Below are 25342 nucleotides of genomic sequence, written 5' to 3'. Positions count from 1 at the left end.
ACCCCATAGCATCGTCCATACAAGCCAAGGGGTTTTTGGCACAGAAAGACGCTGATGAGGAACAGTCTGATGGCTGGCAAAACGCTCTACGACAAACTCTGGGAAGCCCATGAGGTCAAGCGCCGTGATGACGGCTCGTCCCTGATCTACATCGATCGCCACATCATCCACGAAGTGACATCGCCCCAGGCCTTCGAAGGCCTGCGCCTGGCCAACCGCAAACCGTGGCGCATCGACGCCAACATCGCGACGCCGGACCACAACGTGCCAACCACGCCAGAGCGCAAGGGCGGTATCGAGGCCATCGTCGACCAGGTGTCGCGCCTGCAGGTGCAGACCCTCGACGAGAACTGCGACGAATACGGCATCGTCGAATTCAAGATGAACGACGAGCGCCAGGGCATCGTCCACGTCATCAGCCCGGAGCAAGGCGCCACCTTGCCGGGCATGACCGTGGTCTGCGGCGACTCGCACACCTCGACCCACGGCGCGTTCGGGGCCCTTGCCCACGGTATCGGCACCTCCGAGGTCGAGCACGTGCTCGCCACCCAGTGCCTGGTCGCCAAGAAAATGAAGAACATGCTGGTCCGGGTGGAAGGCGAGCTGCCGGCCGGCGTCACCGCCAAGGACATCGTCCTGGCCGTGATCGGCAAGATCGGCACCGCCGGTGGCAACGGCCACGCCATGGAATTCGCCGGCAGCGCCATTCGTGCGCTGTCGATGGAAGGCCGCATGACCATCTGCAACATGTCCATCGAAGCCGGTGCCCGCGTGGGCCTGGTGGCCACCGACGCCACTACCGTTGCCTACGTCGAAGGGCGCCCCTACGCGCCGAAGGGCGAGCAGTGGAAGCAGGCGGTCGAGGCGTGGAAAGACCTGGTGTCGGATGACGATGCGGTGTTCGACACCGTGGTCGAGCTGGATGCCAGCCAGATCAAGCCGCAAGTCAGCTGGGGCACTTCGCCCGAGATGGTCCTGGCCGTCGACCAGCGCGTACCGGACCCGGCCGCCGAAGCCGACCTGGTCAAGCGTGGCTCGATCGAGCGTGCCTTGAAGTACATGGGGCTGACGGCCAACCAGGCCATCACCGACATCAAGCTGGACCGCGTATTCATCGGCTCGTGCACCAACTCGCGCATCGAAGACCTGCGCGCGGCGGCGGAAATCGCCAAGGGCCGCAAGGTGGCCGCCAGCGTCAAGCAAGCCATCGTCGTGCCGGGTTCGGGCCTGGTCAAAGCGCAGGCCGAACGTGAAGGCCTGGACAAGATCTTCCTCGAAGCCGGTTTCGAATGGCGTGAACCAGGCTGCTCGATGTGCCTGGCGATGAACCCGGACCGCCTGGAGAGCGGCGAGCATTGCGCGTCCACCTCCAACCGCAACTTCGAAGGCCGTCAGGGTGCCGGTGGGCGTACCCACCTGGTCAGCCCGGCCATGGCCGCCGCTGCCGCGGTAGCCGGTCATTTCATCGATGTTCGCGAGTTGATCCAAGGGAGCGCAGCATGAAAGCCTTTACCCAGCACACTGGCCTCGTCGCGCCGTTGGACCGTGCCAACGTCGACACCGACCAGATCATCCCCAAGCAGTTCCTCAAGTCGATCAAGCGCACCGGCTTTGGTCCGAACCTGTTCGACGAGTGGCGTTACCTGGACGTGGGCCAGCCTTACCAGGACAACAGCAAGCGCCCGGTCAACCAGGAGTTCGTGCTCAACTATCCACGCTACCAGGGTGCCAGTGTGTTGCTGGCGCGGGAAAACTTCGGTTGCGGCTCCAGCCGCGAGCACGCCCCCTGGGCGCTGGACGAGTATGGCTTCCGCAGCATCATTGCGCCGAGCTTCGCTGACATCTTCTTCAACAACAGCTTCAAGAACGGCTTGCTGCCAATCATCCTCAGTGATGAGGAAGTGGACGAGTTGTTCAAGCAGGTGGAAGCCAACCCGGGCTACCAGCTGACCATCGACTTGCAGGCCCAGGCGGTGACCCGCCCAGACGGCAAGGTGCTGCACTTCGAGATCGATGCCTTCCGCAAGCACTGCCTGCTCAACGGCCTGGACGATATCGGCCTGACCCTGCAGGACAGCGATGCGATCAAGGCCTTCGAAGGCAAGCACCGTGCTGCGCAGCCTTGGCTGTTCCGGGATGCCTGAATGATGTAGCCGGGTTCGCTGGCCTCATCGCCGGCAAGCCAGCGCCCACAGGGTTCCCACAACTTTCAGACTGTGGTGCTCCTGTGGGCGCTGGCTTGCCGGCGATAGCGCCCGTAGAGCCAACCCAGAACCAAAAGGATCGAGACATGACCAGCAGCCAACACACCGACGTGGTCCAACGCCAGTTCGGCGAACAAGCCAGTGCCTACCTCAGCAGCGCCGTACACGCCCAGGGCAGTGAATTTGCCTTGCTCCAGGCCGAACTGGCAGGGCAGGGCGCCGCCCGTGTGCTGGACCTGGGCTGCGGTGCCGGGCATGTCAGCTTCCACGTTGCGCCGCTGGTCGCCGAAGTGGTCGCCTACGACCTGTCGCAGGCCATGCTCGATGTGGTCGCCAGCGCCGCTGCCGAGCGCGGCCTGGGCAATATCATCACCGAACGCGGCGCGGCCGAACGCCTGCCGTTCGCCGATGCATCGTTCGACTTCGTTTTCAGCCGCTACTCGGCCCACCACTGGAGCGACCTGGGCCTGGCCTTGCGCGAAGTGCGCCGGGTGCTCAAGCCAGGCGGCGTGGCGGCGTTCATCGATGTGATGTCACCGGGCAGCCCGCTGCTCGACACCTACCTGCAAACGGTCGAAGTGCTGCGCGACACCAGCCACGTGCGCGATTATTCCGCCGCCGAATGGCAGCGCCAGGTCAGCGAAGCCGGTTTGCACGTGCGCAGCCACACCCGCCAGCCGCTGCGCCTGGAGTTTTCCAGCTGGGTCGAGCGCATGCGTACCCCCGAGCCGATGCGCGTGGCTATCCGCCAATTGCAGCAAGCCATGGGCGAAGAAGTACGGCAGTATTATCAGATCGACAGCGATGGCTCGTTCAGCAGCGATGTACTGGTGCTGTGGGCAGAGCGATAAGTTTTTTTCGGTGGGGCCCGCTTGGCCGCGCCGTGTGAATGGATAGAGGAAAGCATGAGCAAGCAGATTCTGATTCTCCCAGGTGACGGTATCGGGCCGGAAATCATGGCCGAAGCGGTCAAGGTGCTGGAGCTGGCCAACGACAAGTTCCAGCTCGGTTTCAGCCTGGCCCACGATGTGATCGGTGGCGCTGCCATCGACAAGCACGGCGTGCCCCTGGCCGACGAAACCCTGGAGCGTGCGCGCAAGGCCGACGCGGTCTTGCTGGGCGCGGTGGGCGGGCCGAAGTGGGACAAGATCGAGCGTGATATCCGCCCGGAGCGCGGCCTGCTGAAAATCCGTTCGCAACTGGGCCTGTTCGCCAACCTGCGCCCGGCCATCCTCTACCCGCAACTGGCCGACGCGTCTTCGCTCAAGCCCGAGATCGTTTCCGGCCTGGACATTCTCATCGTTCGTGAGCTGACCGGCGGTATCTACTTCGGTGCCCCACGCGGCCAGCGTGAACTGGAAGGTGGCGAGCGCCAGGCCTACGACACCCTGCCGTACAGCGAAAGCGAAGTGCGCCGCATTGCCCGTGTCGGTTTCGACATGGCCCGCGTGCGCGGCAAGAAACTGTGCTCGGTGGACAAGGCCAACGTGCTCGCTTCCAGCCAGCTGTGGCGCGAAGTGGTCGAAGACGTGGCCAAGGACTACCCGGATGTGGAACTGAGCCACATGTACGTCGACAACGCCGCCATGCAACTGGTGCGCGCCCCCAAGCAGTTCGACGTGATGGTGACCGACAACATGTTTGGTGACATTCTGTCGGATGAAGCTTCCATGCTGACCGGGTCCATCGGCATGCTGCCTTCGGCGTCGCTGGATGCCGACAACAAGGGCATGTACGAGCCTTGCCACGGCTCGGCCCCGGACATCGCCGGCCTGGGTATCGCCAACCCACTGGCGACCATTCTGTCGGTGTCGATGATGCTGCGTTACAGCTTCAATCAGTCGGCCGCCGCCGAGGCGATCGAGAAGGCCGTGAGCCTGGTTCTGGACCAGGGGCTGCGCACTGGCGACATCTTCTCGGAAGGCTGCACCAAAGTTGGTACGCAGGAAATGGGCGACGCAGTAGTCGCAGCCCTGCGGAATCTGTAATCTCTCTGGCCCGCCACCCCACATTCCTGGTGGCGGCCCACTTTTAGCAAAGGTGTAGTTGCGATGAAACGTGTAGGTCTGATCGGTTGGCGCGGTATGGTCGGTTCCGTGCTCATGCAGCGGATGCTGGAGGAGCAGGACTTCGACCTTATCGAGCCGGTGTTCTTCACCACCTCCAACGTGGGTGGCCAAGGCCCGAACGTGGGCAAGGATACAGCGCCGCTCAAGGACGCTTATTCGATTGAAGAACTCAAGACCCTCGACGTTATCCTGACCTGCCAGGGCGGCGACTACACCAACGAGGTCTTCCCCAAGCTGCGCGAAGCCGGCTGGCAGGGTTACTGGATCGACGCCGCCTCGTCCCTGCGCATGCAGGATGACGCGGTCATCATCCTCGACCCGGTCAACCGCAAGGTCATCGACCAGCAACTGGACGCCGGTACCAAGAACTACATCGGCGGCAACTGCACTGTCAGCCTGATGCTGATGGGCCTGGGTGGCCTGTTCGAAGCTGGCCTGGTCGAGTGGATGAGCGCCATGACCTACCAGGCAGCCTCGGGCGCTGGCGCACAGAACATGCGTGAGCTGATCAAGCAGATGGGCGCTACCCACGCGGCCGTCGCCGACGACCTGGCCAACCCGGCCAGCGCCATTCTCGACATTGACCGCAAGGTCGCCGAGGCCATGCGCAGCGAAGCGTTCCCGACCGAGAACTTCGGCGTACCGCTGGCTGGCAGCCTGATCCCATGGATCGACAAGGAACTGCCGAACGGCCAAAGCCGTGAAGAGTGGAAGGCCCAGGCCGAAACCAACAAGATCCTCGGCCGCTTCAAGAGCCCGATCCCGGTCGATGGTATCTGCGTGCGCATCGGCGCCATGCGTTGCCACAGCCAGGCGTTGACCATCAAGCTGAACAAGGATGTGCCGATTGCCGATATCGAAGGCATGATCAGCCAGCACAACCCTTGGGTGAAACTGGTGCCTAACCAGCGTGAAATCAGCATGCAGGAGTTGTCGCCGACCAAGGTCACCGGCACCCTGAACATTCCGGTTGGCCGCCTGCGCAAGCTGAACATGGGCTCGCAGTACCTGGGCGCATTCACCGTGGGTGACCAGCTGCTGTGGGGCGCTGCCGAGCCGCTGCGCCGCATGCTGCGGATTCTGCTGGAGCGTTGATCGTTCTGGTTCGTCCGAAAACCCGTGCTGGCAACAGCACGGGTTTTTTGTTTGGCGCCAGCTGCTGCAGCCTCCGCGAACCACCGCTGGCCCGTCAAGCAGTCTGCTACCGCAGCTGGCCCAACCAAGCTGAAGCCGTCACAGACAAAACCCTGCAATCCGAGTAAAGTGCCGCCCCCGCCGTTTTCTGCAAGAGGATCCCTACCATGACACACCCATTGGACATCGCCGTCGTCGGCGCCACCGGCAGCGTCGGTGAAGCCTTGGTACAGATCCTCGAAGAACTGGATTTCCCCGTGGCAACCCTGCACCTGCTGGCCAGTATGGAGTCTGCCGGCAGCAGCGTGATGTTCGCCGGCAAGAAACTGAAGGTTCGCGAAGTCGACAGCTTCGACTTCGGCCAGGTCAAGCTGGCGTTCTTCGCCACTGGCGCTGCGGTCAGCCGCAGCTTTGCCGGCAAGGCGCTGCAAGCCGGTTGCACGGTGATCGACCTGTCCGGTGGCCTGGACGACGCCCTGGCGCTGGTGCCCGAGGCCAACGCCGAGCGCATCGCCGGCCTGGCGCTGCCCGCGCGAATTATCAGCCCGTGCTCGGCCGCTGTCGCCTTGGCCGTCGCCCTGGCGCCGCTCAAGGGCCTGCTGGAAATCGAGCGTATCCAGGTGATGGCCGCACTGGCCGTTTCGGCACAAGGCCGCGAGGGCGTCAGCGAACTGGCCAGGCAAACTGCCGAACTGCTCAATGCCCGGCCGCTGGAGCCACGCTTCTTCGACCGACAGGTGGCGTTCAACCTGTTGGCCCAGGTCGGTGCCGCCGACGATCAGGGCCATAGCGCGCTGGAGCGCCGCCTGGTCAACGAGCTGCGTGTGCTGCTGGGCCTGCCTGAGCTGAAGATTTCCGTGAGCTGCATTCAAGTACCGGTGTTTTTCGGCGATAGCTTCAGTGTGGCCGTGCAAAGCCGTCACCCGGTCGATCTGGCCGCGGTCAACCAGGCCCTGGAGGCTGCCGACAGTATCGAACGGGTGGAAAATGATGACTATCCAACCCCGGTTGGTGACGCAGTCGGGCAAGACGTGGTCTATGTTGGTCGTGTACGGCACGGTATTGATGAACAGCAGCAGCTCAACCTCTGGCTGACCACCGACAACGTGCGCAAAGGTGCCGCGCTCAACGCTGTGCAAGTGGCGCAATTGTTGATTAAACACAGGCTGTAAAAGATACTGGCGAGCACTTTTGTCCTGCTCCGCATGCAGGTTTCGGGACGATTCATACAAGGGAAGAGGTCATGCTTCGAATTCGCAAACTGGTTCTGGCCATGGCTGCAGCTTCAGCGCTGTCATCTGGCATGGCGAATGCGCTGGGCCTGGGGGAGCTGACCCTGAAGTCGGCACTGAATCAGCCGCTGGACGCCGAGATCGAATTGCTCGACGTGCGCGACCTCAAGGCCGCCGAAGTGGCACCCAGCCTGGCGCCTGCGCAAGAGTTCAGCAAGGCCGGGGTGCCATTCGCGGCCTACCTCGAAGACCTCACCTTCACGCCGGTCATCAACCCCAACGGCAAAAGCGTGCTGCGGGTGACCTCCAGCCAGCCGCTGCCTGGGCCCGTGGTCAAGTTCCTGGTCCAGGTGATGTGGCCGCAGGGCCGCCTGCTGCGTGACTACAGCGTGTTGCTCGACCAGGCCCAGGCCCAGAGCGACAAACCGGCTGCTGGCAATCTCAACCCGGCCAGTACCGCTGCCAGCAGCAGCTACACCACCCAGCGTCGCGACACGTTGTGGCAAATTGCCGCTCGCAACACCCAGGGCGGTTCGATCCAGCAGACCATGATCGCCATCCAGGCCTTGAACCCGGATGCCTTCATCGGCAATAACATCAACCAGCTGAAGGTTGGCCAGGTGCTGCGCCTGCCCGACCAGCAGCAGGTTCAGAGCATCGCCCAGGCCGAGGCCAACCGTGAGGTGGCCGAGCAGTACGCGGCCTGGCGTGAGGGCCGTCGGTTGGGCCCGCGGGCCCGTCAGCTGGACGCCACTCGCCGTGGTGCCGCCGACGCCGCCCCGGCGCGTGTTGCCCAGGGCGACAACCTGCGCCTGGTCAGCCCGGGCAACCAGGCGGGGGCCGACCAGGCCAAAGCGCTAAGCGACAAGCTGGCGGTGGCGCAGGAAAGTCTCGATACCAGCCGCCGCGACAACGACGAACTCAAGAGCCGCATGAGTGACCTGCAGAGCCAGCTGGACAAGCTGCAGCGTCTGATCGACCTGAAGAACGACCAGTTGGCGCGTCTTCAGGCGCAAGGTGCCGCCACGCCGTCCCCGGCAGGCGTCGCCTCGGCGCCCACGCCGCAAGCCGCGTCAGCGCCTGCGGCAGGTGCCGAGGCGAGCGGCGAGCCAGCCCCTACCCAGGCTGCACCTGCCAGCAAGCCGGCGGCAGAGCTTGCCCCGGCGCCGGCCAGCCAGGCGAACGGCGCGCTCGAGCAGATTCTCGGTAACCCTTGGCTGCTGTGGCTGATCGCCGGGTCTGCCATTCTTGTCCTGGCACTGCTGTTGTGGCTGCTGGCGCGCAAGCGCAAGGCTCAACAAGAGGCGGAAAAGCACCTGCGCATGGCGCGGGCGCTGGAAGAAGAGCAGGGCACCGGTTTCGACACCGACACCGAAAGCTTCGACGGCGTCGAAGTGGCCGAGCCGAGCGTCACCTTGTCGCCTGCAGTGGTCGCCGCATCGGCCGCCGCTGCCGTGGCTGCGGAAAAAGTGGCCGAACCGTCTGCCGCAGAGCCACCGGCAGACCCTCACGCCGCGCTGCTGGCGGAGGTCGACCAGTGCCTGGCCGAGGGGCGCCTGAACCGTGCCGCCGATCTGCTCGAGCCTGCCGTGGCCGCTGCCCCGGCCCGTGATGACCTGCGCCTGAAGCTGATGGACGTGTATGCCCGCCAGGGTGATCAGACGGCCTTCGCCGAACAGGAGCGCCAGCTGCAAGCCGGCGAGCACAATGGCGCCGCTGTGGCCGAGTTGAAAGAACGCTACCCAGCCATGCTGGGCCTGGCAGCTGCCGGCCTGGGCGCGGCAGCTTTGGCTGCCGAAATGGACGAGCAGTACGTGCAGGAGTTGTTGCACGATGACGCCGCGGCGCCGGTGGTTGCCGATGGGGTGCCTGAGCAGGTGCCAGAGCTCGAACCGCAGGCAGTGGCTGAGCCGGAGGTTGGCGCTGAACCTGATGCCGGGCTGGACCCTCTCGATGAAGTGCCTATCCTGGACGTCGCCGGCCTGGAGGATCAGGGGCTGGGCGAGCCGGACCTGGACCATGCCTTTGACCTGAGCCTTGGGGAAGACCTGCCCGAGGACGATCCGCTGGCCGCGGCGATGCTCGACGAGCCCGCGGCGCAGGCGCCAGTGCCTGATGAGCTGGTGATCGCCGAGCCGGTGCTGGACGAGCCGGTGCAGCCAGGTGCGCCACCAGAAGAACAGCCGTTCGCCCTGGATGGGGACCTGCAAGCCGACGCCGATGCGGATTTCGAAGCCATGCTGGCCCAGGCCGAGCCGCAACCCGCGGTCGACCTGTCGGATTTCGACCTCGATGTCACCGAACCCGTCACCCCCGCTGCTGCGCCAGCAGCCGACACCGCCGCGGGCGATGTGGCTGCCGAGCTGGCGGCCTTCGACAGCGTGCCAGAGTTCGATCCGGTCTCCGAGTTCGATCTGCCCTCGGACTTCGACTTGTCACTGTCGCTGGAAGACGACTCGCCGGCAGACAAAAGCTTTGCCTCGGAACTCGATGACGTGAACGCCGAGCTGGACAAGCTGTCGCAGAGCCTGGAGGCGCCCTCGCTGGAACCGCACTTCACCAGCGAAGATGCAGCCGCGCAGCCAGAGCCGGAGCCGCTGGACGATCTCGACTTCGACTTCTTCTCCGGCAGTGATGAAGTGGCCACCAAGCTGGACCTGGCTCGCGCCTATATCGACATGGGCGACAGCCAGGGCGCACGCGATATCCTCGACGAAGTGGTCAAGGACGGCGACGACACTCAGCGCCAGGAAGCCAAGGACATGCTGTCCCGGTTGGTCTGACGCCGGCGAGGCGGCCATCGGTTACAGTGGACAAGCAACGGCAGCCCTACGCGGCTGCCGTTGTCGTTATAATCCCCGCCATTTCGTACACCCCACAGGTTTCATGCTCTTGGACATCATCGACACCGCCGCCACCGAATCTGCGGCCGAAGGCTACTCCCGCATCGCCCTGGGCGTGGAATACAAGGGCGCACGCTACCGCGGCTGGCAGCGCCAGGCCAGCGGCGTGCCCAGTGTCCAGCAGGCCTTGGAGCAAGCGCTGTCCAAGGTCGCCAACGAGCCGATCGCCGTGGTTTGCGCCGGCCGCACCGATGCCGGTGTTCATGGCTGTGGGCAGGTTGTGCATTTCGACACCCGTGCCGTGCGCGACGAACGTGCCTGGACCATGGGCACCAACTTCAACCTGCCGCACGACATCAGTGTGGTCTGGTCGCAGCCGATGCCGGCTGATTTCCATGCCCGCTTCAAGGCATGCGCCCGGCGCTACCGCTATGTCATCTACAACGACCCGATCCGCCCGGCGCACCTGGCCGAGGAGGTGACCTGGAACCACCGCCCGCTCGACGTCGAGCGTATGGCCCAGGCGGCACAGTCGCTGCTCGGCACCCACGATTTCAGCGCCTTCCGCGCCAGCCAGTGCCAGGCCAAGTCGCCGATCAAGCATATCTACCACCTGCGGGTTACCCGCCATGGCCAGATGATCGTGCTGGACGTGCGCGCCACCGCCTTCCTGCACCACATGGTGCGCAACATTGCCGGCGTGTTGATGGCCATCGGTAGCGGCGAACGCCCGGTGAGCTGGGCGCGTGAGGTGCTGGAAGGGCGTGACCGCCGCGAAGGCGGGGTAACCGCCCATCCCTATGGGCTGTACTTGGTGCAGGTGGAGTACCCCGACACGTTCACCCTGCCCAGGCGTTACATTGGCCCACACTTTTTAAGCGGTTATGAAGGGTTGGCGGACTGACGGGCGAAAAGCCATTTGCTAACATCCGGCCTTTGACCGTTATCATCAGGGTTCGCGTTTCATGAGCTATGTTCGCAGCAAGATCTGCGGGATTACCCGCATCGAAGACGCGTTGGCTGCTGTCGAGGCCGGGGCCGATGCCATCGGTTTCGTCTTTTATGCCAAAAGCCCACGCGCAGTGGACGTGCGCCAGGCGCGGGCAATCATTGCTGAACTGCCGCCGTTCGTGACCACGGTAGGGCTGTTCGTCAATGCCTCGCGGTGCGAATTGAACGAGATCCTCGAAGTGGTTCCACTGGACCTGCTACAGTTCCACGGCGATGAAGCCCCGGAGGACTGCGAGGGCTACCACCGCCCCTGGATCAAAGCCCTGCGGGTGCGCCCGGGCGATGACCTCGAGGCAGCCTGCCAGCGCTATGCCGGCGCTCGCGGCATTCTGCTCGATACCTATGTGGCGGGTGTGCCTGGAGGAACCGGCGAGGCGTTCGACTGGTCCCTGGTACCGGCGCGGCTGAGCAAACCGATCATTCTTGCCGGTGGGCTTTCGGCGGCCAATGTCGGCCAGGCCATCGCCCAGGTACGGCCCTATGCGGTGGATGTCAGCGGTGGGGTCGAGCAGGCCAAGGGCATCAAGGACGCCGCGAAGATCGAAGCCTTCATGCAGGCGGTGAGGCAGGCGTGATGGCAGATGTGACGGCTGGCTGCGCGCCATCGTCCATAGCATTCGCAGCCCTGCCGGGCAGCCGCACCCATGGTGGCGGCAACACAACGCATTAGCGGTGGAGTGGCGCGCTGGAAGCCCCGGCGGCCGCTCCATCATCGTTTCGTAACAGATTTTGAGCTCAAGGGCAGGGCAGGCCGACGATAACGGCCCCGCCTGCCAATACTGGAGAAAAAAAGCATGAGCAACTGGTTAGTCGACAAACTGATCCCTTCGATCATGCGTTCCGAGGTGAAAAAGAGCTCGGTGCCTGAAGGCCTGTGGCACAAGTGCCCGTCCTGCGAGGCCGTGCTGTATCGCCCGGAGCTGGAAAAAACCCTCGATGTCTGCCCCAAGTGCAACCATCACATGCGCATCGGCGCACGCGCGCGCATCGACATCTTCCTCGACGCCGAAGGCCGTGCCGAACTGGGCGCCGACCTCGAGCCGGTCGACCGCCTGAAATTCCGCGATAGCAAGAAGTACAAGGATCGCCTGACCGGCGCGCAGAAGCAGACTGGCGAAAAAGACGCGTTGATCTCCATGAGCGGTACCCTGATGGGCATGCCGATCGTGGTCAGTGCCTTCGAGTTCTCGTTCATGGGCGGTTCCATGGGCGCCATCGTCGGTGAGCGCTTCGTCCGCGCTGCCAACTACGCCCTGGAGCACCGTTGCCCAATGGTCTGCTTCTCCGCTTCCGGCGGTGCGCGCATGCAAGAGGCGCTGATCTCGCTGATGCAGATGGCCAAGACCTCGGCGGTGCTGGCGCGCCTGCGCGAAGAAGGCATTCCGTTCATCTCGGTGCTGACCGACCCGGTCTACGGCGGTGTGTCCGCCAGCCTGGCCATGCTCGGCGACGTCATCGTCGGCGAACCGAAGGCGCTGATCGGCTTCGCCGGCCCGCGCGTGATCGAACAGACCGTACGCGAAAAGCTGCCGGAAGGCTTCCAGCGTAGCGAGTTCCTGCTGGAGCACGGCGCCATCGACCTGATCATCTCCCGTGGCGAACTGCGCCCGCGCCTGGCTCGCCTGCTGGCGCAGATGACTGGCCAGGAAACCCCCGAGCAAGCGCGTGAGGCGGCTGCCGTCGCGTGATGAAACAACGATCCCTGGGCGAATGGCTCGCCTACCTCGAGCAGTTGCACCCCTCGGCCATCGACATGGGCCTGGAGCGGTCGCAGCAGGTGCTTGCCCGGCTGGCGCTGGGTAAGCTGGCGCCCCGCGTGGTGACCGTGACCGGCACCAACGGCAAGGGTTCGACCTGCGCCTTCGTGGCCTCGATGCTGCGCGCCCAGGGGCTCAAGGTCGGCGTGTACAGCTCGCCGCACCTGTTGCGCTACAACGAGCGGGTGCTGATCGATGGCCTGGAGGCCAGCGATGAGCGCCTGTGCGAAGCCTTCGCCGCCGTGGAGGCGGCGCGGGGCGATATTTCCCTGACCTACTTCGAGATGGGCACGCTGGCTGCGTTCTGGTTGTTCCACCATTCGCAGCTCGATGCCGTGGTGCTGGAAGTGGGTCTTGGCGGGCGCCTGGACACCGTGAACGTGGTGGACGCCGACCTGGCCCTGGTGACCAGTATCGGCGTTGACCATGTCGATTACCTGGGCGACACCCGCGAGCAGGTGGCCTTTGAAAAGGCCGGTATCTTCCGCCCGGGCAAACCGGCCCTGTGCGGCGATCTCGACCCGCCACAACCGCTGCTGGACAAAGCCGCCGAACTGGCAGCGCCATTGTTCCTGCGCGGCCGTGACTTTGACCTGGCAAGCACCGAAAACGGCTGGAACTGGCGTGGCACTGCAGCCGATGGCGCGCCCGTTGAGCTGAACGGCCTGCCGTTGCTCGACCTGCCGATGGAAAACGCCGCGCTGGCCCTGCAGGCGTACCTGTTGATGGGCCTGCCGTGGGATGCCGCGCAGGTGCGCCAGGCGTTGCTGGATACCCGGATTACCGGGCGTCTAGACCGTCGCCAGCTGGTCTGGCAGGGCCGGCCGGTGGAGCTGCTGCTGGATGTCGGGCACAACCCGCATGCGGCGCAGTACCTGGCCCGGCGCCTGGCGAGCCGGCCGCTGAAGGGGCGCCGGCTGGCGGTATTCGGCCTGCTCGCCGACAAGGACCTGGCAGGCGTGGTCGCGCCGCTGCACGGGCTGATCGATGACTGGGCCGTGGCCCCGCTGGACACCCCGCGCAGCCGGCCGGCTGCCGAGTTGGCCGACGCCTTGACGAACCTTGGCGCGGCGGTGAAGTCTTATGCCGGAGTCGACGCGGCCCTCGAAGGGCAATGCGCGCAGGCAACGGCAGATGACCAGATCGTGCTGTTCGGTTCGTTTTTCTGTGTCGCCCAGGCCCTGGCGTGGCTGGAGCGGCATGCCCAGGAGGGTTGAGTAGATGGCAGTGCTGGATAAAGGGATGAAACAGCGCATGGTCGGTGCGCTGGTGCTGGTGGCACTGGCGGTGATCTTCCTGCCGATGCTGTTCACCCGCGAGGACGAGATGCGCCAGGTGCGCGTCGAAGCCCCGCAGGCACCTGCCATGCCCAGCCTGCCGGAAGTGAAGGTAGACCCGGTGACCGTGCCGCAGCCGCAGGAAGTTCCTGAAGCACCGCAGTCGGCGCCGGTGGTGGTCGACGAGTCGACTGCCCCTGCCAGCACGCCCAGCCAGCCGATCACGGCCTCGCCACAGACCCAGGCACAGGCCCAGCCGGCCAAGCCGCAGGCCGCCGCACCGGCGGCCAAGGTCGAAACCAAACCTGCAGCGACGCCGGCCCAGGCTGCGCCATCGAAGATCGACGTCAACGGGCTGCCGGTCAGCTGGTCGATCCAGCTGGCCAGCCTGTCCAACCGCGCCGGTGCCGAGAAGCTGCAGCAAACCTTGCGTAGCCAGGGTCACAACGCCTATATCCGTTCGGCCGGCGGCATGAACCGGGTGTATGTGGGGCCATTGATCGAGCGCGCCGAGGCCGAGCGCGTGCGCGATGCGGTCAACCGCCAGAACAGCCTGAAGGGCTTTGTGGTGCGCTTCCAGCCTGAGCGCGGCTGATATCGCCGGGGCGGCTTTGCCGCCCATCGCCGGCAAGCCACACACACACAGAGATCGCATCAGGGCTGGCAGGTGTTTGTCAGAAGATATGCAGCGCCTGTGAGAGCGAGCGCCGCCCGCGCGGCGCTTCGCGGGTAAACCCGCTCCTACGTTTGTTTCGGGCCAGTATCGCCTGTGCCGGACGCGCGCGACCGCCTTGTCTGTACGACGCGATATCGTGGTGGGCGCCAGGGCGTTCGCGCGCAAATTCCACAGGCATAATTGGCCCGAAACAAATGTAGGAGCGGGTTTACCCGCGAAGCGCCGCGCGGGCGGCGCTCGATCTCACAGGCGCTGGAGATGCTACGGCTACCCTTGCCAGAAACCATAGAATCTCCCACAAGGGCTGCACATGGCTTGAGGTTTATACAATCCCTGTGGGAGCTGGCTTGCTGGCGATGAAGCAAACACCAATCCACCTGACATTCCGCTTACCCAAGCCCCCACCGCTCTGGTAAAATGCGCCGCCTCAAACGTCTGCAGGCAGCACCGTGGCATTTACCCTGGTTGATTGGGCGATCATCGCGATCATCGCCGTCTCCACACTGATCAGTCTCAAGCGCGGCTTCGTCAAGGAAGCCTTGTCCTTGCTCATCTGGATCATTGCCGGTGCGGTTGCCTGGATGTTCGGCGGTTCGCTCTCGGTGTATCTTGAAAGCTACATCCAGACGCCATCGATGCGCGTCATCGCCGGCTGCGCCATTCTTTTCGTCGCCACCTTGCTGGTGGGGGCCATGGTCAACTTCCTGGTCGGCGAGCTGATCCGCGTGACCGGGCTGTCCGGCACCGATCGCTTCCTGGGCATGGCCTTCGGCGCCGCGCGCGGGGCCTTGCTGGTAGTGGTGGCCATCGGCCTGATCAGCCTGGGGCCGGTTCAACAGGACACCTGGTGGCAGGAATCGCGCCTGATACCACAATTTCTTCTGGTCGCCGACTGGTCGAAAAACCTGATTCTGGGTTTCGCCGGCCAGTGGTCGCCCGGTGGTCTGATCAGCGCTCCGGCTGATCTTCCGTTCAAGGAACAGTTGCTCGGGCCAGCTAAGCCCTGAGCGCTATTCACTCAAGTTTCATCAAAGTAGGGGTTGCGTCGCATGTGTGGCATCGTCGGTATCGTCGGTAAGTCGAACGTCAATCAGGCGCTGTATGACGCGCTTACGGTCCTCCAGCACCGCGGCCAGGACGCTGCCGGTATCGTGACCAGCCATGACGGCCGGTTGTTCCTGCGCAAGGATAATGGCCTGGTGCGCGACGTGTTCCAGCAGCGCCACATGCAGCGCCTGGTGGGCAACATCGGCATCGGCCATGTGCGCTACCCGACCGCGGGCAGCTCGACCTCGGCCGAGGCCCAGCCGTTCTACGTCAACTCCCCGTATGGCATCACCCTGGCGCATAACGGCAACCTGACCAACGTCGAACAGTTGGCCAAGGAGATCTACGAGTCCGACCTGCGCCACGTCAACACCAACTCCGACTCGGAAGTGCTGCTCAACGTGTTCGCCCACGAGCTGGCGGTGCGCGGAAAACTGCAGCCGACCGAAGAAGACGTGTTCGCTGCCGTTTCCCACGTGCACAGCCGCTGTGTGGGTGGCTACGCCGTGGTGGCAATGATCACCGGCTACGGTATCGTCGGCTTCCGTGACCCGCACGGCATTCGCCCGGTGGTGTTCGGCCAGCGTCACACCGACGAAGGCGTGGAATACATGATCGCCTCCGAAAGCGTCGCCCTGGACGTGCTGGGTTTCACCCTGATCCGCGACCTGGCACCCGGCGAAGCGGTGTACATCACCGAAGAAGGCCAGCTGTTCACCAAGCAGTGCGCCGAAGCGCCGAAGCTGCAACCGTGCATCTTCGAGCATGTCTACCTGGCCCGCCCAGACTCGATCATCGACGGTGTGTCGGTGTACAAGGCGCGCCTGCGCATGGGTGAAAAGCTCGCCGACAAGATCATGCGCGAGCGCCCCGATCACGACATCGACGTGGTCATCCCGATTCCCGACACCAGCCGCACCGCCGCCCTGGAGCTGGCCAACCGCCTGGGTGTCAAGTTCCGCGAAGGCTTCGTCAAGAACCGTTACATCGGCCGTACCTTCATCATGCCTGGCCAGGCGGCGCGCAAGAAGTCGGTGCGCCAGAAGCTCAACGCCATCGAACTGGAATTCCGTGGCAAGAACGTGATGCTGGTGGACGATTCGATCGTGCGCGGTACCACGTGCAAGCAGATCATCCAGATGGCCCGCGAAGCCGGCGCCAAGAATGTCTACTTCTGCTCGGCAGCCCCGGCAGTGCGCTTCCCCAACGTCTACGGCATCGACATGCCGAGCGTGCACGAACTGATCGCCCATAACCGCACCACCGAACAGGTGGGTGAGTTGATTGGCGCCGACTGGCTGGTCTATCAGGACCTGCCGGACCTGATCGACTCGGTCGGCGGCGGCAAGATCAAGATCGAGCACTTCGACTGCGCGGTGTTCAACGGTGAGTATGTCACCGGCGATATCGACGAAGCCTACCTCGACCGCATCGAGCAGGCCCGTAACGACCTGGCCAAGGTCAAGAACCAGGCGGTCAGCGCGATCATCGACCTCTACAACAACTGATTCAGGGAGCGACGGCATGACGGATCAATGGGATGCCGGGCGACTGGACAGCGACCTCGAGGGTGTCGGTTTCGACACCCTGGCGGTGCGCGCTGGCCAAAGCCGTACACCGGAAGGCGAGCACAGCGAAGCGCTGTTCCTGACCTCCAGCTATGTGTTCCGCACGGCGGCCGACGCCGCTGCGCGTTTCGCCGGCGAAACGCCAGGCAACGTCTATTCGCGTTACACCAACCCGTCGGTGCGCGTCTTCGAAGAGCGGCTGGCAGCGATGGAAGGCGCCGAGCAGGCCGTGGGCACCTCCACCGGCATGGCGGCGCTGCTTGCGGTGGTCATGTCGTTGTGCAGTGGCGGTGACCATGTGCTGGTGTCGCAGAGCGTATTTGGCTCGACCATCAGCCTGTTCGAGAAGTACTTCAAGCGCTTCGGCCTGCAGGTGGACTACGTGCCGCTGGCCGACCTCGCGGGCTGGGAAAAGGCCATCAAGGCCAATACCAAGCTGCTGATCGTCGAATCGCCGTCCAACCCGCTGGCCGAACTGGTCGATATCACTGCCCTCAGTGAAATCGCCCATGCCCATGGCGCCATGCTGGTCGTCGACAACTGCTTCAGCACCCCGGCACTGCAGCAACCGTTGAAGCTGGGTGCCGATATCGTGTTCCACTCGGCGACCAAGTTCATCGACGGCCAGGGGCGTTGCATGGGCGGCGCAGTGGCCGGCCGAGCCGAGCAGATGAAAGAGGTGGTGGGCTTCCTGCGTACCGCAGGCCCGACCCTCAGCCCGTTCAATGCCTGGATCTTCACCAAGGGCCTGGAAACCTTGCGGTTGCGCATGCGTGCGCATTGCGAAAGTGCCCAGGCCCTGGCTGAGTGGCTGGAGCAACAGGACGGCGTGGAGAAGGTGCATTACGCCGGCTTGCCAAGCCACCCCCAGCACGCTCTGGCCAAGCGCCAGATGAGTGGCTTTGGTGCAGTGGTCAGCTTCGAGGTCAAGGGCGGCAAAGAGGGCGCCTGGCGCTTCATCGACGCCACTCGGGTGATTTCCATCACCACCAACCTGGGCGACAGCAAGACCACCATCGCCCACCCGGCCACCACGTCCCACGGCCGCCTGTCGCCGCAGGAGCGTGAGGCTGCAGGTATTCGCGACAGCCTGATCCGCGTTGCCGTGGGCCTGGAAGACGTGGCAGACCTGCAGGCCGACCTGGCGCGTGGGTTGGCCGCGCTGTGATGCAGATTGGCGGCAGCACCCCGGGCCACAACGGCCGGGTAGCCCTGGTGACCGGTGCCGCGCGCGGCATCGGCCTGGGCATTGCCGCCTGGTTGATCTGCGAGGGTTGGCAGGTGGTGCTCAGCGACCTAGACCGGCAGCGGGGCGCCAAGGTGGCCAAGGCCCTGGGTGACAATGCCTGGTTCATCACCATGGACGTTGCCGACGAGGCCCAGGTCAGTGCCGGGGTGTCCGAGGTGCTCGGGCAATTTGGCCGGCTGGATGCGCTGGTGTGCAATGCAGCGATCGCCAACCCGCACAACCAGACCCTGGAAAGCCTGAGCCTGGCGCAGTGGAACCGGGTGCTGGCGGTGAACCTCAATGGCCCGATGCTGCTGGCCAAGCATTGTGCGCCGTACCTGCGTGCGCACAACGGGGCGATCGTCAACCTCACCTCCACCCGGGCGCGGCAGTCCGAGCCTGATACCGAGGCCTACGCGGCGAGCAAGGGCGGCCTGGTGGCCTTGACCCATGCGCTGGCGATAAGTTTGGGCCCGGAGATCCGCGTCAACGCGGTGAGCCCTGGCTGGATCGATGCCCGTGACCCGGCGCAGCGCCGTGCCGAGCCATTGAGCGAAGCCGACCACGCCCAGCACCCGACGGGCAGGGTAGGGACCGTGGAGGATGTGGCTGCCATGGTTGCCTGGTTGCTGTCACGGCAGGCGGCGTTCGTCACTGGCCAGGAGTTCGTGGTCGATGGCGGCATGACCCGCAAGATGATCTACACCTGAGCATCCTGTTTATCCTGTGCCGCCCCATTCGCGGGTGAACCCGCTCCGACAACGATCGCATACCCTTGTAGGAGCGGGTTCACCCGCGAATAGGCCGGCACAGGCAACGCAGTATTTTGTCATTTTTGAAAAAAATCCAATGGGGCTATTGACTTAGCTTCGCCACCTGCGTAAATTTCGCGGCCTCAGCGAAGCAAACGCAACAAGTAACATCGCGAGGGTGATTAGCTCAGCCGGGAGAGCATCTGCCTTACAAGCAGAGGGTCGGCGGTTCGATCCCGTCATCACCCACCACTTCCTGAGATGTTCCTGCCGCTTCAGGTTTCGCAAGAAGCCCAGAGCCAGAGAGGAACGCGCTGCGCAGCGGTAGTTCAGTCGGTTAGAATACCGGCCTGTCACGCCGGGGGTCGCGGGTTCGAGTCCCGTCCGCTGCGCCATTTTTCAGTAACAGATGGGTGCCTGGCACCGGTCTGAAGCCACAAGGCCAAGGCCTTGGGCTGATCCCAGTTTCAATCGGGCGCAAGCCTGAACGATACGCAGCGGTAGTTCAGTCGGTTAGAATACCGGCCTGTCACGCCGGGGGTCGCGGGTTCGAGTCCCGTCCGCTGCGCCATCTTCGTTTCAAGGTCCCTAGAACGCCTTGAAGCAAACACGAGAGAAGCGATGATCCAGTCGCTTTTTTTGTGCCTGCCTCGTGGCCCTCGTGCCCAAGGTCAGACCCAGTTTCAATCGGGCGCAAGCCTGAATGATACGCAGCGGTAGTTCAGTCGGTTAGAATACCGGCCTGTCACGCCGGGGGTCGCGGGTTCGAGTCCCGTCCGCTGCGCCATCTTCGCCCCAAGGCCCCATGAACGCCTTGAGGCAACGTCAAAGCGACCTTCGGGTCGCTTTTTTCGTTCTGGTACCTGGCTGTTATTGGCCTGGGCCCACATTTACACCAACCTTACAGGTTCTTCACCGACCAGTGGTTGGTGTGCTTGCCTGCTGTGTTGCACAATAGGCACCCTCTCGACATACCCGGAATACGCAATGACCAGATCTTCCGTCTTTGGTGCGCTCGGGCTGGCCCTGGTGCTGGCGGGCGTGAGCGGTTGTTCCTCGAAAAAAGCGGCCGTCTACGAGCACGAGAACTTCGCTGACTCGGGTACGTTCTCGCGCAGTTTCCCGGTAAGCGATGCCGGCTCTTGCGAGGCGGCGCGGCGCGCCTTGCTCAGCCAGGGCTACATCATCACCAGCAGCGGTGCCAACCAGGTAGTGGGCAACAAGAGCTTCCAGCAGAACAGCGAAAACCACCTGCAGATCAGCTTCAACGTTACCTGCGCGCCAGACGCGAGTGACGACCAGCACTCGACCATGTTCGCCAACGCCCTGCAGGACCGCTACGCGCTGAAAAAATCCAACACCTCGGCCAGCCTGGGCGTGGGCGTGCTGGGGTCGGTGTCGATGCCGATTGGCTCTAGCGACGACTCGATGGTCAAGGTCGCGAGCGAGACGGTAACGGCGGCGCAATTCTACGATCGCTATTTTGCCTTGGTGGAAAGTTACCTGCCCAAGCCGAAGAAGGTCAGCAAAGCCAAGGTCGAAGCGCCAAAAGTGGAAAAGCCGGCGGTTACCCTGGGGCTGCCGGAGCAAGCGGCGGCGAACCCGCTGGCACCGACCCCAGCGGCAGCAGCGCCGGCGCCCGCTGCTGAAACTACGCCCGCCGCGCAGGCCGCGCCTGTCTCCGAAGCGCAGCCCGCGCCAGCAGCGGCTGCCCCAGCCACGGAGGCGCCAGTGGCACCCGTGGTGGATGACAGCCAAGGTTCGCAGCCGCTGGCACCGCCGCCCGAAGCGGCGCCGATTCAGGTGCAGCAGGAAGCGCAGCCGGCCGAGGCAGCCACGGCCACGCCTTGATGCTTTAGCAGTGCTGGCCGCTGGCGAGCCCTGTCATACCCACAGGGCCAGCAGCGCGGCGGCCAACGCAGGCGGCATCACCAGCGCACCCAGGCACAGAAAACGCCATGCGCTGACATGCTCCCCCTCCCGGCGGATCGCCACCAGCCACAACAGGGTAGCCAGGGAGCCGGTAATCGACAGGTTCGGCCCCAGGTCGACGCCGATCAGCAAGGCTGCAGTGGTTTGCTGGGGCAGCGCCACCAGCGAGCCCATGGACCCGGCGATCAACCCGGTGGGCAGGTTGTTCATCAGGTTGCTGGCGATCGCCACACCCACGCCGCCGACCCAGCTGGCGGTAACCGGTGTTTGTGCGGACAGGCTGGCCAGTGCCTGGGCGAGGCGTTCGATCAGCCCGGTCTGTGCAACGGCTTCGACCAGTATGAACAGGCCTGCCACCAAGGGCAGCACGCCCCAGGCCACGTGGCGCAGCACCGGCAGTGGGCTGCGCCGCTGCCACAGGTGGATCAGTGCCGTGGTCGCCACCCCGGCACAGAATGTTGGCAGCCCCAGCGCCCGGTCCAGTGCCGAGGCGCCCAGCAGCAACGCGCCGGTGACCACGATGCCCATTGCACACAGGCGGGCGCCAGTCGTCAGGGGCGCGCCGCTCACGCTCAGCGCCAGCGGTTGGCGGATCTGCCGGCGCTGAGTCACCCGCAGCACCCCATAGGTCAGGCAGATTGCGGCCAGGGAAGGCAGGCTGAACTGGCGTAGCCAGTCCAGCAGTGGCGGCATATGGCTGCCGAATACCACCAGGTTGGCAGGGTTGGAGATAGGCAGTACGAAACTCGCGGCGTTGGCGATGAAGGCGCAGATGAACAGGTAGGGCAGCGGGTCGGCCTTGGCGGCCTTGCACGCGGCATAGACTGCCGGGGTCAGGACCACGGCCGTGGCGTCGTTGGAGAGGAACACCGTAACCAGCGTGCCCACCAGGAATACCAGGTCGAACAGCCGTTGCCCGGAACCCCGCGCATGCTGCACGGCATACCGTGCCAGCCAGTCGAACAGGCCTTCCTGGCGAGCGAGTTCGGCCAGTACCATCATGCCGATCAGAAACAGGTAGACGTCACCGCCTTCGGCCACCGCGGCCAGGGCCCGCCGAGGCGTCATCAGGCCAAGGCCGACCAGCAGCACCGCCCCGCCCATGGCCCAGACGTACTCCGGAACGCGCCATGGGCGCAAAATGACGCCGCAGGTCGCCAGTGCGGCGACCGCCCAGATGATCAATGCACTTTCACTGACAGGCATAAGGCGCTCAGTTTCCGACAGGGGTGGGCAGTGGCGCTGGCAGGCTGCGCGGGTGCGTTTCTGGTAGCGCCAGCACTACCAGGATGAAGGCGACCCCGGCGATACCGGCCAGGGTCAGGAACGCCGCATCGTAGCCCGCAGCCTGCACCACCAGCCCGGCGATGCCAGGGCTGAGCGCAGCGCCCAGCCCGAACACCGCGGTCAGCGCGCCGAGGCTCACATTGAATCGGCCGGTGCCTTCGGTCAGGTCCTTGACCACAATCGGGAACAGCGCACCGAAGATCCCGGCGCCGATGCCATCGAGCAGTTGCACGCCCACCAGCCAGAACGGGTTGTCAGACACCACATAGAGCGCCCCGCGAAGCGGCAGTATCAGGAAACCGATCAGCAGGAACGGCTTGCGGCCCCAGTGTTCGGCCTTGGCGCCTACCAGCAGCGCCATGGGCACCATCACCAGTTGCGCGGCAACGATGCAGGCGGAGGTCAGCGGGGTGGCCAGCTGCAGGTCGACCTGCGAGAGCTTCTGGCTGACCAGTGGCAGCATGGCCGCGTTGGCCAGGTGAAACAGCGCGCAACACGCGGCGAATACCAGCAGGGTCCGGTTGTGCAGCAGTACCCGCAGCCCTGCAGGGGCGTCATCACCGCCAGGGCCGTGCATCAGGCCGCGGGCCAGCTGGTGATCGATGGCCGTGGCAGGCACGCAGCTCACCGCCACGACACTGGCCACGGTCAGCACGGCCATCAGGTAGAACACCACTACCGGGCCGAACAGGTAGGCCAGGCCGCCGGCCAGCAGCGCCGAACAGGCGTTGCCAGCATGGTTGAAGGTTTCGTTTCGGCCTACCCGGCGGGTAAAGGCCTTGGGGCCGCTGATGCCCAAGGATATGGCGGCAATCGCTGGCGCAAAGATCGAGCCCGCCAGGGCACTGATGGTCTGGGTCAGGGCTACCCCGCTGAACGAGGAAATCCACGGCAACAGCAGGCAGCTGCCAGTCACCAGCAGCGCAGCGATCACCACCACGGCACGCTTGGCTTTGGTACGGTCGATCAATGCCCCTGCCGGGGTTTGCGCCAACAGTGCAGCAATGCCTGCCAGGCTCATTACCAGGCCGATGCTTGCCGGTTGCCATTGATGCACCGCCAGCAGATAGATGGCCAGGTATGGCCCAAGCCCGTCGCGCACATCTGCCAAAAAGAAGTTCAGCCAGTCGAGGGCGCCGTCGGGGGAAGCGGGAGAGCGTGGTTTGGCCAAGATGCAATCTCGAAAAGGATCATGGGGGGGAGCGCACCCGCGGTGTGCGCCGGCCGTAACGGACAGGCACACGGCTTCGCCCAGGCCATGCTCGGTGGTCGTTATTCAATTGACAACTGGGTGTTGAAAAGCGCTCCGAATACCGAACGTGAAACATTCTTAATGGCTGCTTCACGCCGCAGGCGCTTCCCGCTTCGCTAGCATGCCGTGCTTTTACTGCGGAGAAAACTCCAGTGTTTCGAATGTTGTCCTGTGCTGCTGTATTAGCGTCTTCATTGGCCTGCTCGCTCGCCCAGGCTGCGCCTGCCGAACCGCCGACCCTTACGGTCCTGAGCTCCGGCGGCATCATGGGCGCAATCCGGGAAGTGGCGCCTGCCTACGAGAAGAAATTCGGGGTCAAGCTGCAGGTGCTGGCCGCGCCTTCCATGGGCGAAACGCCACAGGCCATTCCCAACAGGCTTGCCCGTGCCGAGCCGGCGGACGTTGTGCTGATGGTGGGTGCTGCCCTGGACAAGCTGGTGGCGGTTGGCCAGGCTGACAAGAGCAGCCGGGTCGACCTGGGCCAATCATTCATCGCCATGGCCGTGCGCCAAGGCCAGCCCAAGCCGGATATCAGCACCTTGCAGGGCTTGCGCGCCGTACTGCTCAACAGCAAATCGGTGGCGTACTCCGACAGCGCCAGCGGCGTCTACCTGTCCAAGACCCTGTTCCCCGGCATGCACCTGGGTGCTGGCTTCGCGGCCAAGGCCCACATGATTCCTGCCGAGCCGGTAGGCGCTGTGATCGCTCGCGGCCAGGCCGAAATCGGCTTCCAGCAGTTGAGCGAGCTCAAACCCGTCAAGGGCATCGATATCGTTGGCCTGATCCCGGCCGAAGCCCAGAAAATGACCCTGTATTCGGGCGCGGTGGTCAGCAACAGCCAGCACCATGCCGCCGCGCAGGCGCTGCTTGACTACCTGGCATCGCCACAAGCCGACGCAGCGATCGAGGACAGCGGCCTGAAGCCACTGCCCCATTCGCGCGGTTAGCGGCAGGGGGCGGCGCCATCGGGCCTGCTACAGGCTAAGATGCGCAAGGATAGCCCCCTATCGTTGAAAGAGAGCTGTATGGAGTTACGTCAACTTCGCTATTTCCTGAGTGTCCTGGAGCACGGCAGCCTTGGCAGGGCTGCGGTCGAGCTTGGCGTCGGTGCTTCGGCACTGAGCCAGCAATTGTCGAAGCTGGAAAGCGAGGTCTGTACCCGGTTGCTGACGCGCTCGAGCACCGGCGTGTCGCCGACTGCTGCGGGCCTGGCCTTCGAGTACCACGCGCGCCTGGCCCTGCGCCAGGCAGAGCACGCTGTGCTGGCCGCGCAAAGCGGCCGCATGAGCGGCTATGTCAGCGTGGGCCTGGCGCCGACTACAGCGTCGGTGCTGGGCCTGGCGCTGATCGACAAGATGCGTGAACGCTACCCCGACATCCGCCTGCACCTGGTGGAGATGCTGTCGGGCTACCTGGTGAACCAGCTCAACGCCAGGCACCTTGACCTTGCGGTGTTGTTCCAGGCAGAAGCGGGCCCGCGGCTGGATGTGCGGCCGCTGCTGACCGAGCGGCTGTTTGCACTCATCCCCGCCGCGCTGGTGCGCCCCGAATGGGGTGAATCGCTGACGTTGCAGCAGATCGCCACGCTGCCCTTGGTGATGCCCAGCACACAGCACGGCTTGCGCGCGACCCTGCGCGCGATCTTCGAGCGTGCCGGGCTGGAGGCCAACATTGTCATGGAAGTCGATGGCCTGTCGCTGCTGATGGATTGCGTTTGTGCGGGCCATGCTGCCACCCTGCAGCCGGGCGCCACGGTGGCCCGGGCGCACCAGGCGGGGTTGCGGGTCTATGCCATTGATGATGCCCAGGCGCAGCGCCGCAACGTGATGGTCAGCCTGGCCGACGACGAGCTGTCACCGGCTGCACTGGCGACCCGGATCGTGCTGCAGGAAGTGGCGCGGGCGCTGGTGGAGCAGGGGCGGTGGCCTGGCGCCCGGCTGCTCTGATGGCGGCACGCCGCTTGCCCACCCTTTAGAAAAACTGAAGGCCCCCCCGGTGTCATCGCGTTTCGCCCCGCCCGGGCACTGATTAAAGTCCCTGACCACGAGGAGCAGCCGACCATTCGGCGCTTCG

Annotated in this window: 21 protein-coding genes and 4 tRNA genes; 23 read left to right on the top strand and 2 right to left on the bottom strand. The window is 64.5% G+C overall.

Going from position 1 to position 25342, the window contains the following annotated elements:
* The first annotated feature begins 69 nt into the window (after nucleotides 1–69).
* The 21 genes from leuC to K4A76_RS16565 all read left to right on the top strand — a co-directional run bounded on the left by leuC (nucleotide 70) and on the right by K4A76_RS16565 (nucleotide 20649).
* Entirely contained in the window at nucleotides 70–1503 is a 1434-nt protein-coding gene (gene leuC / locus K4A76_RS16665; protein ID WP_009681665.1) for a 3-isopropylmalate dehydratase large subunit, read from the top strand.
* On the top strand, nucleotides 1500–2144 hold the full coding sequence (gene leuD, locus K4A76_RS16660) for a 3-isopropylmalate dehydratase small subunit (RefSeq protein ID WP_009681664.1): 645 nt from the start codon (nucleotides 1500–1502) through the stop codon (nucleotides 2142–2144). Before leuC ends, leuD begins: the two co-directional genes overlap by 4 nt.
* Before the next feature lie 146 nt (nucleotides 2145–2290).
* The gene (locus tag K4A76_RS16655) at nucleotides 2291–3055 is read left to right on the top strand and encodes a class I SAM-dependent methyltransferase (protein ID WP_009681663.1); all 765 of its coding nucleotides are present in this window, start codon (nucleotides 2291–2293) and stop codon (nucleotides 3053–3055) included.
* A gap of 54 nt (nucleotides 3056–3109) precedes the next feature.
* A complete protein-coding gene (leuB, locus tag K4A76_RS16650; RefSeq protein ID WP_009681662.1) occupies nucleotides 3110–4192 on the top strand; it encodes a 3-isopropylmalate dehydrogenase in 1083 nt (360 codons plus the stop codon).
* A gap of 63 nt (nucleotides 4193–4255) precedes the next feature.
* A complete protein-coding gene (gene asd, locus K4A76_RS16645) occupies nucleotides 4256–5368 on the top strand; it encodes an aspartate-semialdehyde dehydrogenase (protein WP_029887368.1) in 1113 nt (370 codons plus the stop codon).
* A gap of 206 nt (nucleotides 5369–5574) precedes the next feature.
* Entirely contained in the window at nucleotides 5575–6579 is a 1005-nt protein-coding gene (locus K4A76_RS16640) for an aspartate-semialdehyde dehydrogenase (protein WP_274410736.1), read from the top strand.
* Between the two features lie 71 nt (nucleotides 6580–6650).
* Entirely contained in the window at nucleotides 6651–9422 is a 2772-nt protein-coding gene (locus K4A76_RS16635; RefSeq protein WP_274410735.1) for a FimV/HubP family polar landmark protein, read from the top strand.
* 103 nt (nucleotides 9423–9525) lie between these two features.
* The gene (truA, locus tag K4A76_RS16630) at nucleotides 9526–10386 is read left to right on the top strand and encodes a tRNA pseudouridine(38-40) synthase TruA (protein ID WP_009686022.1); all 861 of its coding nucleotides are present in this window, start codon (nucleotides 9526–9528) and stop codon (nucleotides 10384–10386) included.
* A gap of 61 nt (nucleotides 10387–10447) precedes the next feature.
* Complete coding sequence (locus tag K4A76_RS16625) at nucleotides 10448–11068, top strand: phosphoribosylanthranilate isomerase (protein ID WP_029887583.1); 621 nt, start codon at nucleotides 10448–10450, stop codon at nucleotides 11066–11068.
* 219 nt (nucleotides 11069–11287) lie between these two features.
* On the top strand, nucleotides 11288–12181 hold the full coding sequence (gene accD / locus K4A76_RS16620) for an acetyl-CoA carboxylase, carboxyltransferase subunit beta (RefSeq protein ID WP_054905870.1): 894 nt from the start codon (nucleotides 11288–11290) through the stop codon (nucleotides 12179–12181).
* A complete protein-coding gene (gene folC / locus K4A76_RS16615; RefSeq protein ID WP_274410734.1) occupies nucleotides 12181–13467 on the top strand; it encodes a bifunctional tetrahydrofolate synthase/dihydrofolate synthase in 1287 nt (428 codons plus the stop codon). The genes accD and folC overlap by 1 nt, the downstream gene beginning before the upstream one ends.
* Before the next feature lie 4 nt (nucleotides 13468–13471).
* Entirely contained in the window at nucleotides 13472–14122 is a 651-nt protein-coding gene (locus K4A76_RS16610; RefSeq protein ID WP_274410733.1) for an SPOR domain-containing protein, read from the top strand.
* A 530-nt stretch (nucleotides 14123–14652) separates the two neighbouring features.
* Nucleotides 14653–15210 carry a CvpA family protein gene (locus tag K4A76_RS16605; protein ID WP_029886425.1) on the top strand — a complete coding sequence of 186 codons (558 nt, stop codon included), beginning with the start codon at nucleotides 14653–14655 and terminating at the stop codon, nucleotides 15208–15210.
* 42 nt (nucleotides 15211–15252) lie between these two features.
* Nucleotides 15253–16758 (top strand): amidophosphoribosyltransferase, encoded by a 1506-nt coding sequence (purF, locus tag K4A76_RS16600; protein ID WP_009683775.1) that lies wholly within the window; start codon nucleotides 15253–15255, stop codon nucleotides 16756–16758.
* Nucleotides 16759–16774: 16 nt separating this feature from the next.
* The gene (locus K4A76_RS16595; protein WP_054905333.1) at nucleotides 16775–17986 is read left to right on the top strand and encodes an O-succinylhomoserine sulfhydrylase; all 1212 of its coding nucleotides are present in this window, start codon (nucleotides 16775–16777) and stop codon (nucleotides 17984–17986) included.
* Nucleotides 17986–18756: an SDR family oxidoreductase gene (locus tag K4A76_RS16590; protein WP_161893395.1), complete on the top strand. Its 771-nt coding sequence runs from the start codon at nucleotides 17986–17988 to the stop codon at nucleotides 18754–18756. Before K4A76_RS16595 ends, K4A76_RS16590 begins: the two co-directional genes overlap by 1 nt.
* A gap of 218 nt (nucleotides 18757–18974) precedes the next feature.
* Nucleotides 18975–19050, top strand: a tRNA-Val gene (locus K4A76_RS16585).
* 66 nt (nucleotides 19051–19116) lie between these two features.
* Nucleotides 19117–19193 (top strand) — tRNA-Asp (locus tag K4A76_RS16580).
* Nucleotides 19194–19292: 99 nt separating this feature from the next.
* Nucleotides 19293–19369, top strand: a tRNA-Asp gene (locus tag K4A76_RS16575).
* 139 nt (nucleotides 19370–19508) lie between these two features.
* Nucleotides 19509–19585, top strand: a tRNA-Asp gene (locus K4A76_RS16570).
* Between the two features lie 200 nt (nucleotides 19586–19785).
* Nucleotides 19786–20649 carry a DUF2242 domain-containing protein gene (locus K4A76_RS16565; RefSeq protein ID WP_274410732.1) on the top strand — a complete coding sequence of 288 codons (864 nt, stop codon included), beginning with the start codon at nucleotides 19786–19788 and terminating at the stop codon, nucleotides 20647–20649.
* Nucleotides 20650–20682: 33 nt separating this feature from the next.
* Here K4A76_RS16565 and K4A76_RS16560 read toward each other — a convergent pair whose 3' ends face one another.
* Together K4A76_RS16560 and K4A76_RS16555 are read right to left on the bottom strand one after the other, a co-directional pair.
* Entirely contained in the window at nucleotides 20683–21936 is a 1254-nt protein-coding gene (locus K4A76_RS16560) for an arsenic transporter (RefSeq protein WP_029886330.1), read from the bottom strand.
* A 7-nt stretch (nucleotides 21937–21943) separates the two neighbouring features.
* A complete protein-coding gene (locus K4A76_RS16555) occupies nucleotides 21944–23188 on the bottom strand; it encodes an MFS transporter (protein WP_274410731.1) in 1245 nt (414 codons plus the stop codon).
* A 233-nt stretch (nucleotides 23189–23421) separates the two neighbouring features.
* Between K4A76_RS16555 and K4A76_RS16550 the strand changes: the two genes are divergently transcribed.
* Nucleotides 23422–24216: a substrate-binding domain-containing protein gene (locus K4A76_RS16550; RefSeq protein WP_274410730.1), complete on the top strand. Its 795-nt coding sequence runs from the start codon at nucleotides 23422–23424 to the stop codon at nucleotides 24214–24216.
* A 78-nt stretch (nucleotides 24217–24294) separates the two neighbouring features.
* A complete protein-coding gene (locus K4A76_RS16545; RefSeq protein WP_054905328.1) occupies nucleotides 24295–25215 on the top strand; it encodes a LysR family transcriptional regulator in 921 nt (306 codons plus the stop codon).
* Nucleotides 25216–25342 lie beyond the last annotated feature (127 nt).

Origin of the sequence: Pseudomonas sp. NEEL19, from assembly GCF_028751975.1 — a bacterium.
In the GTDB taxonomy this organism is placed as follows: Bacteria; Pseudomonadota; Gammaproteobacteria; order Pseudomonadales; family Pseudomonadaceae; genus Aquipseudomonas; species Aquipseudomonas juntendi.
Note: the sequence above shows the minus strand (reverse complement) of the source record. Positions and strands in the feature narration are given on the sequence as shown.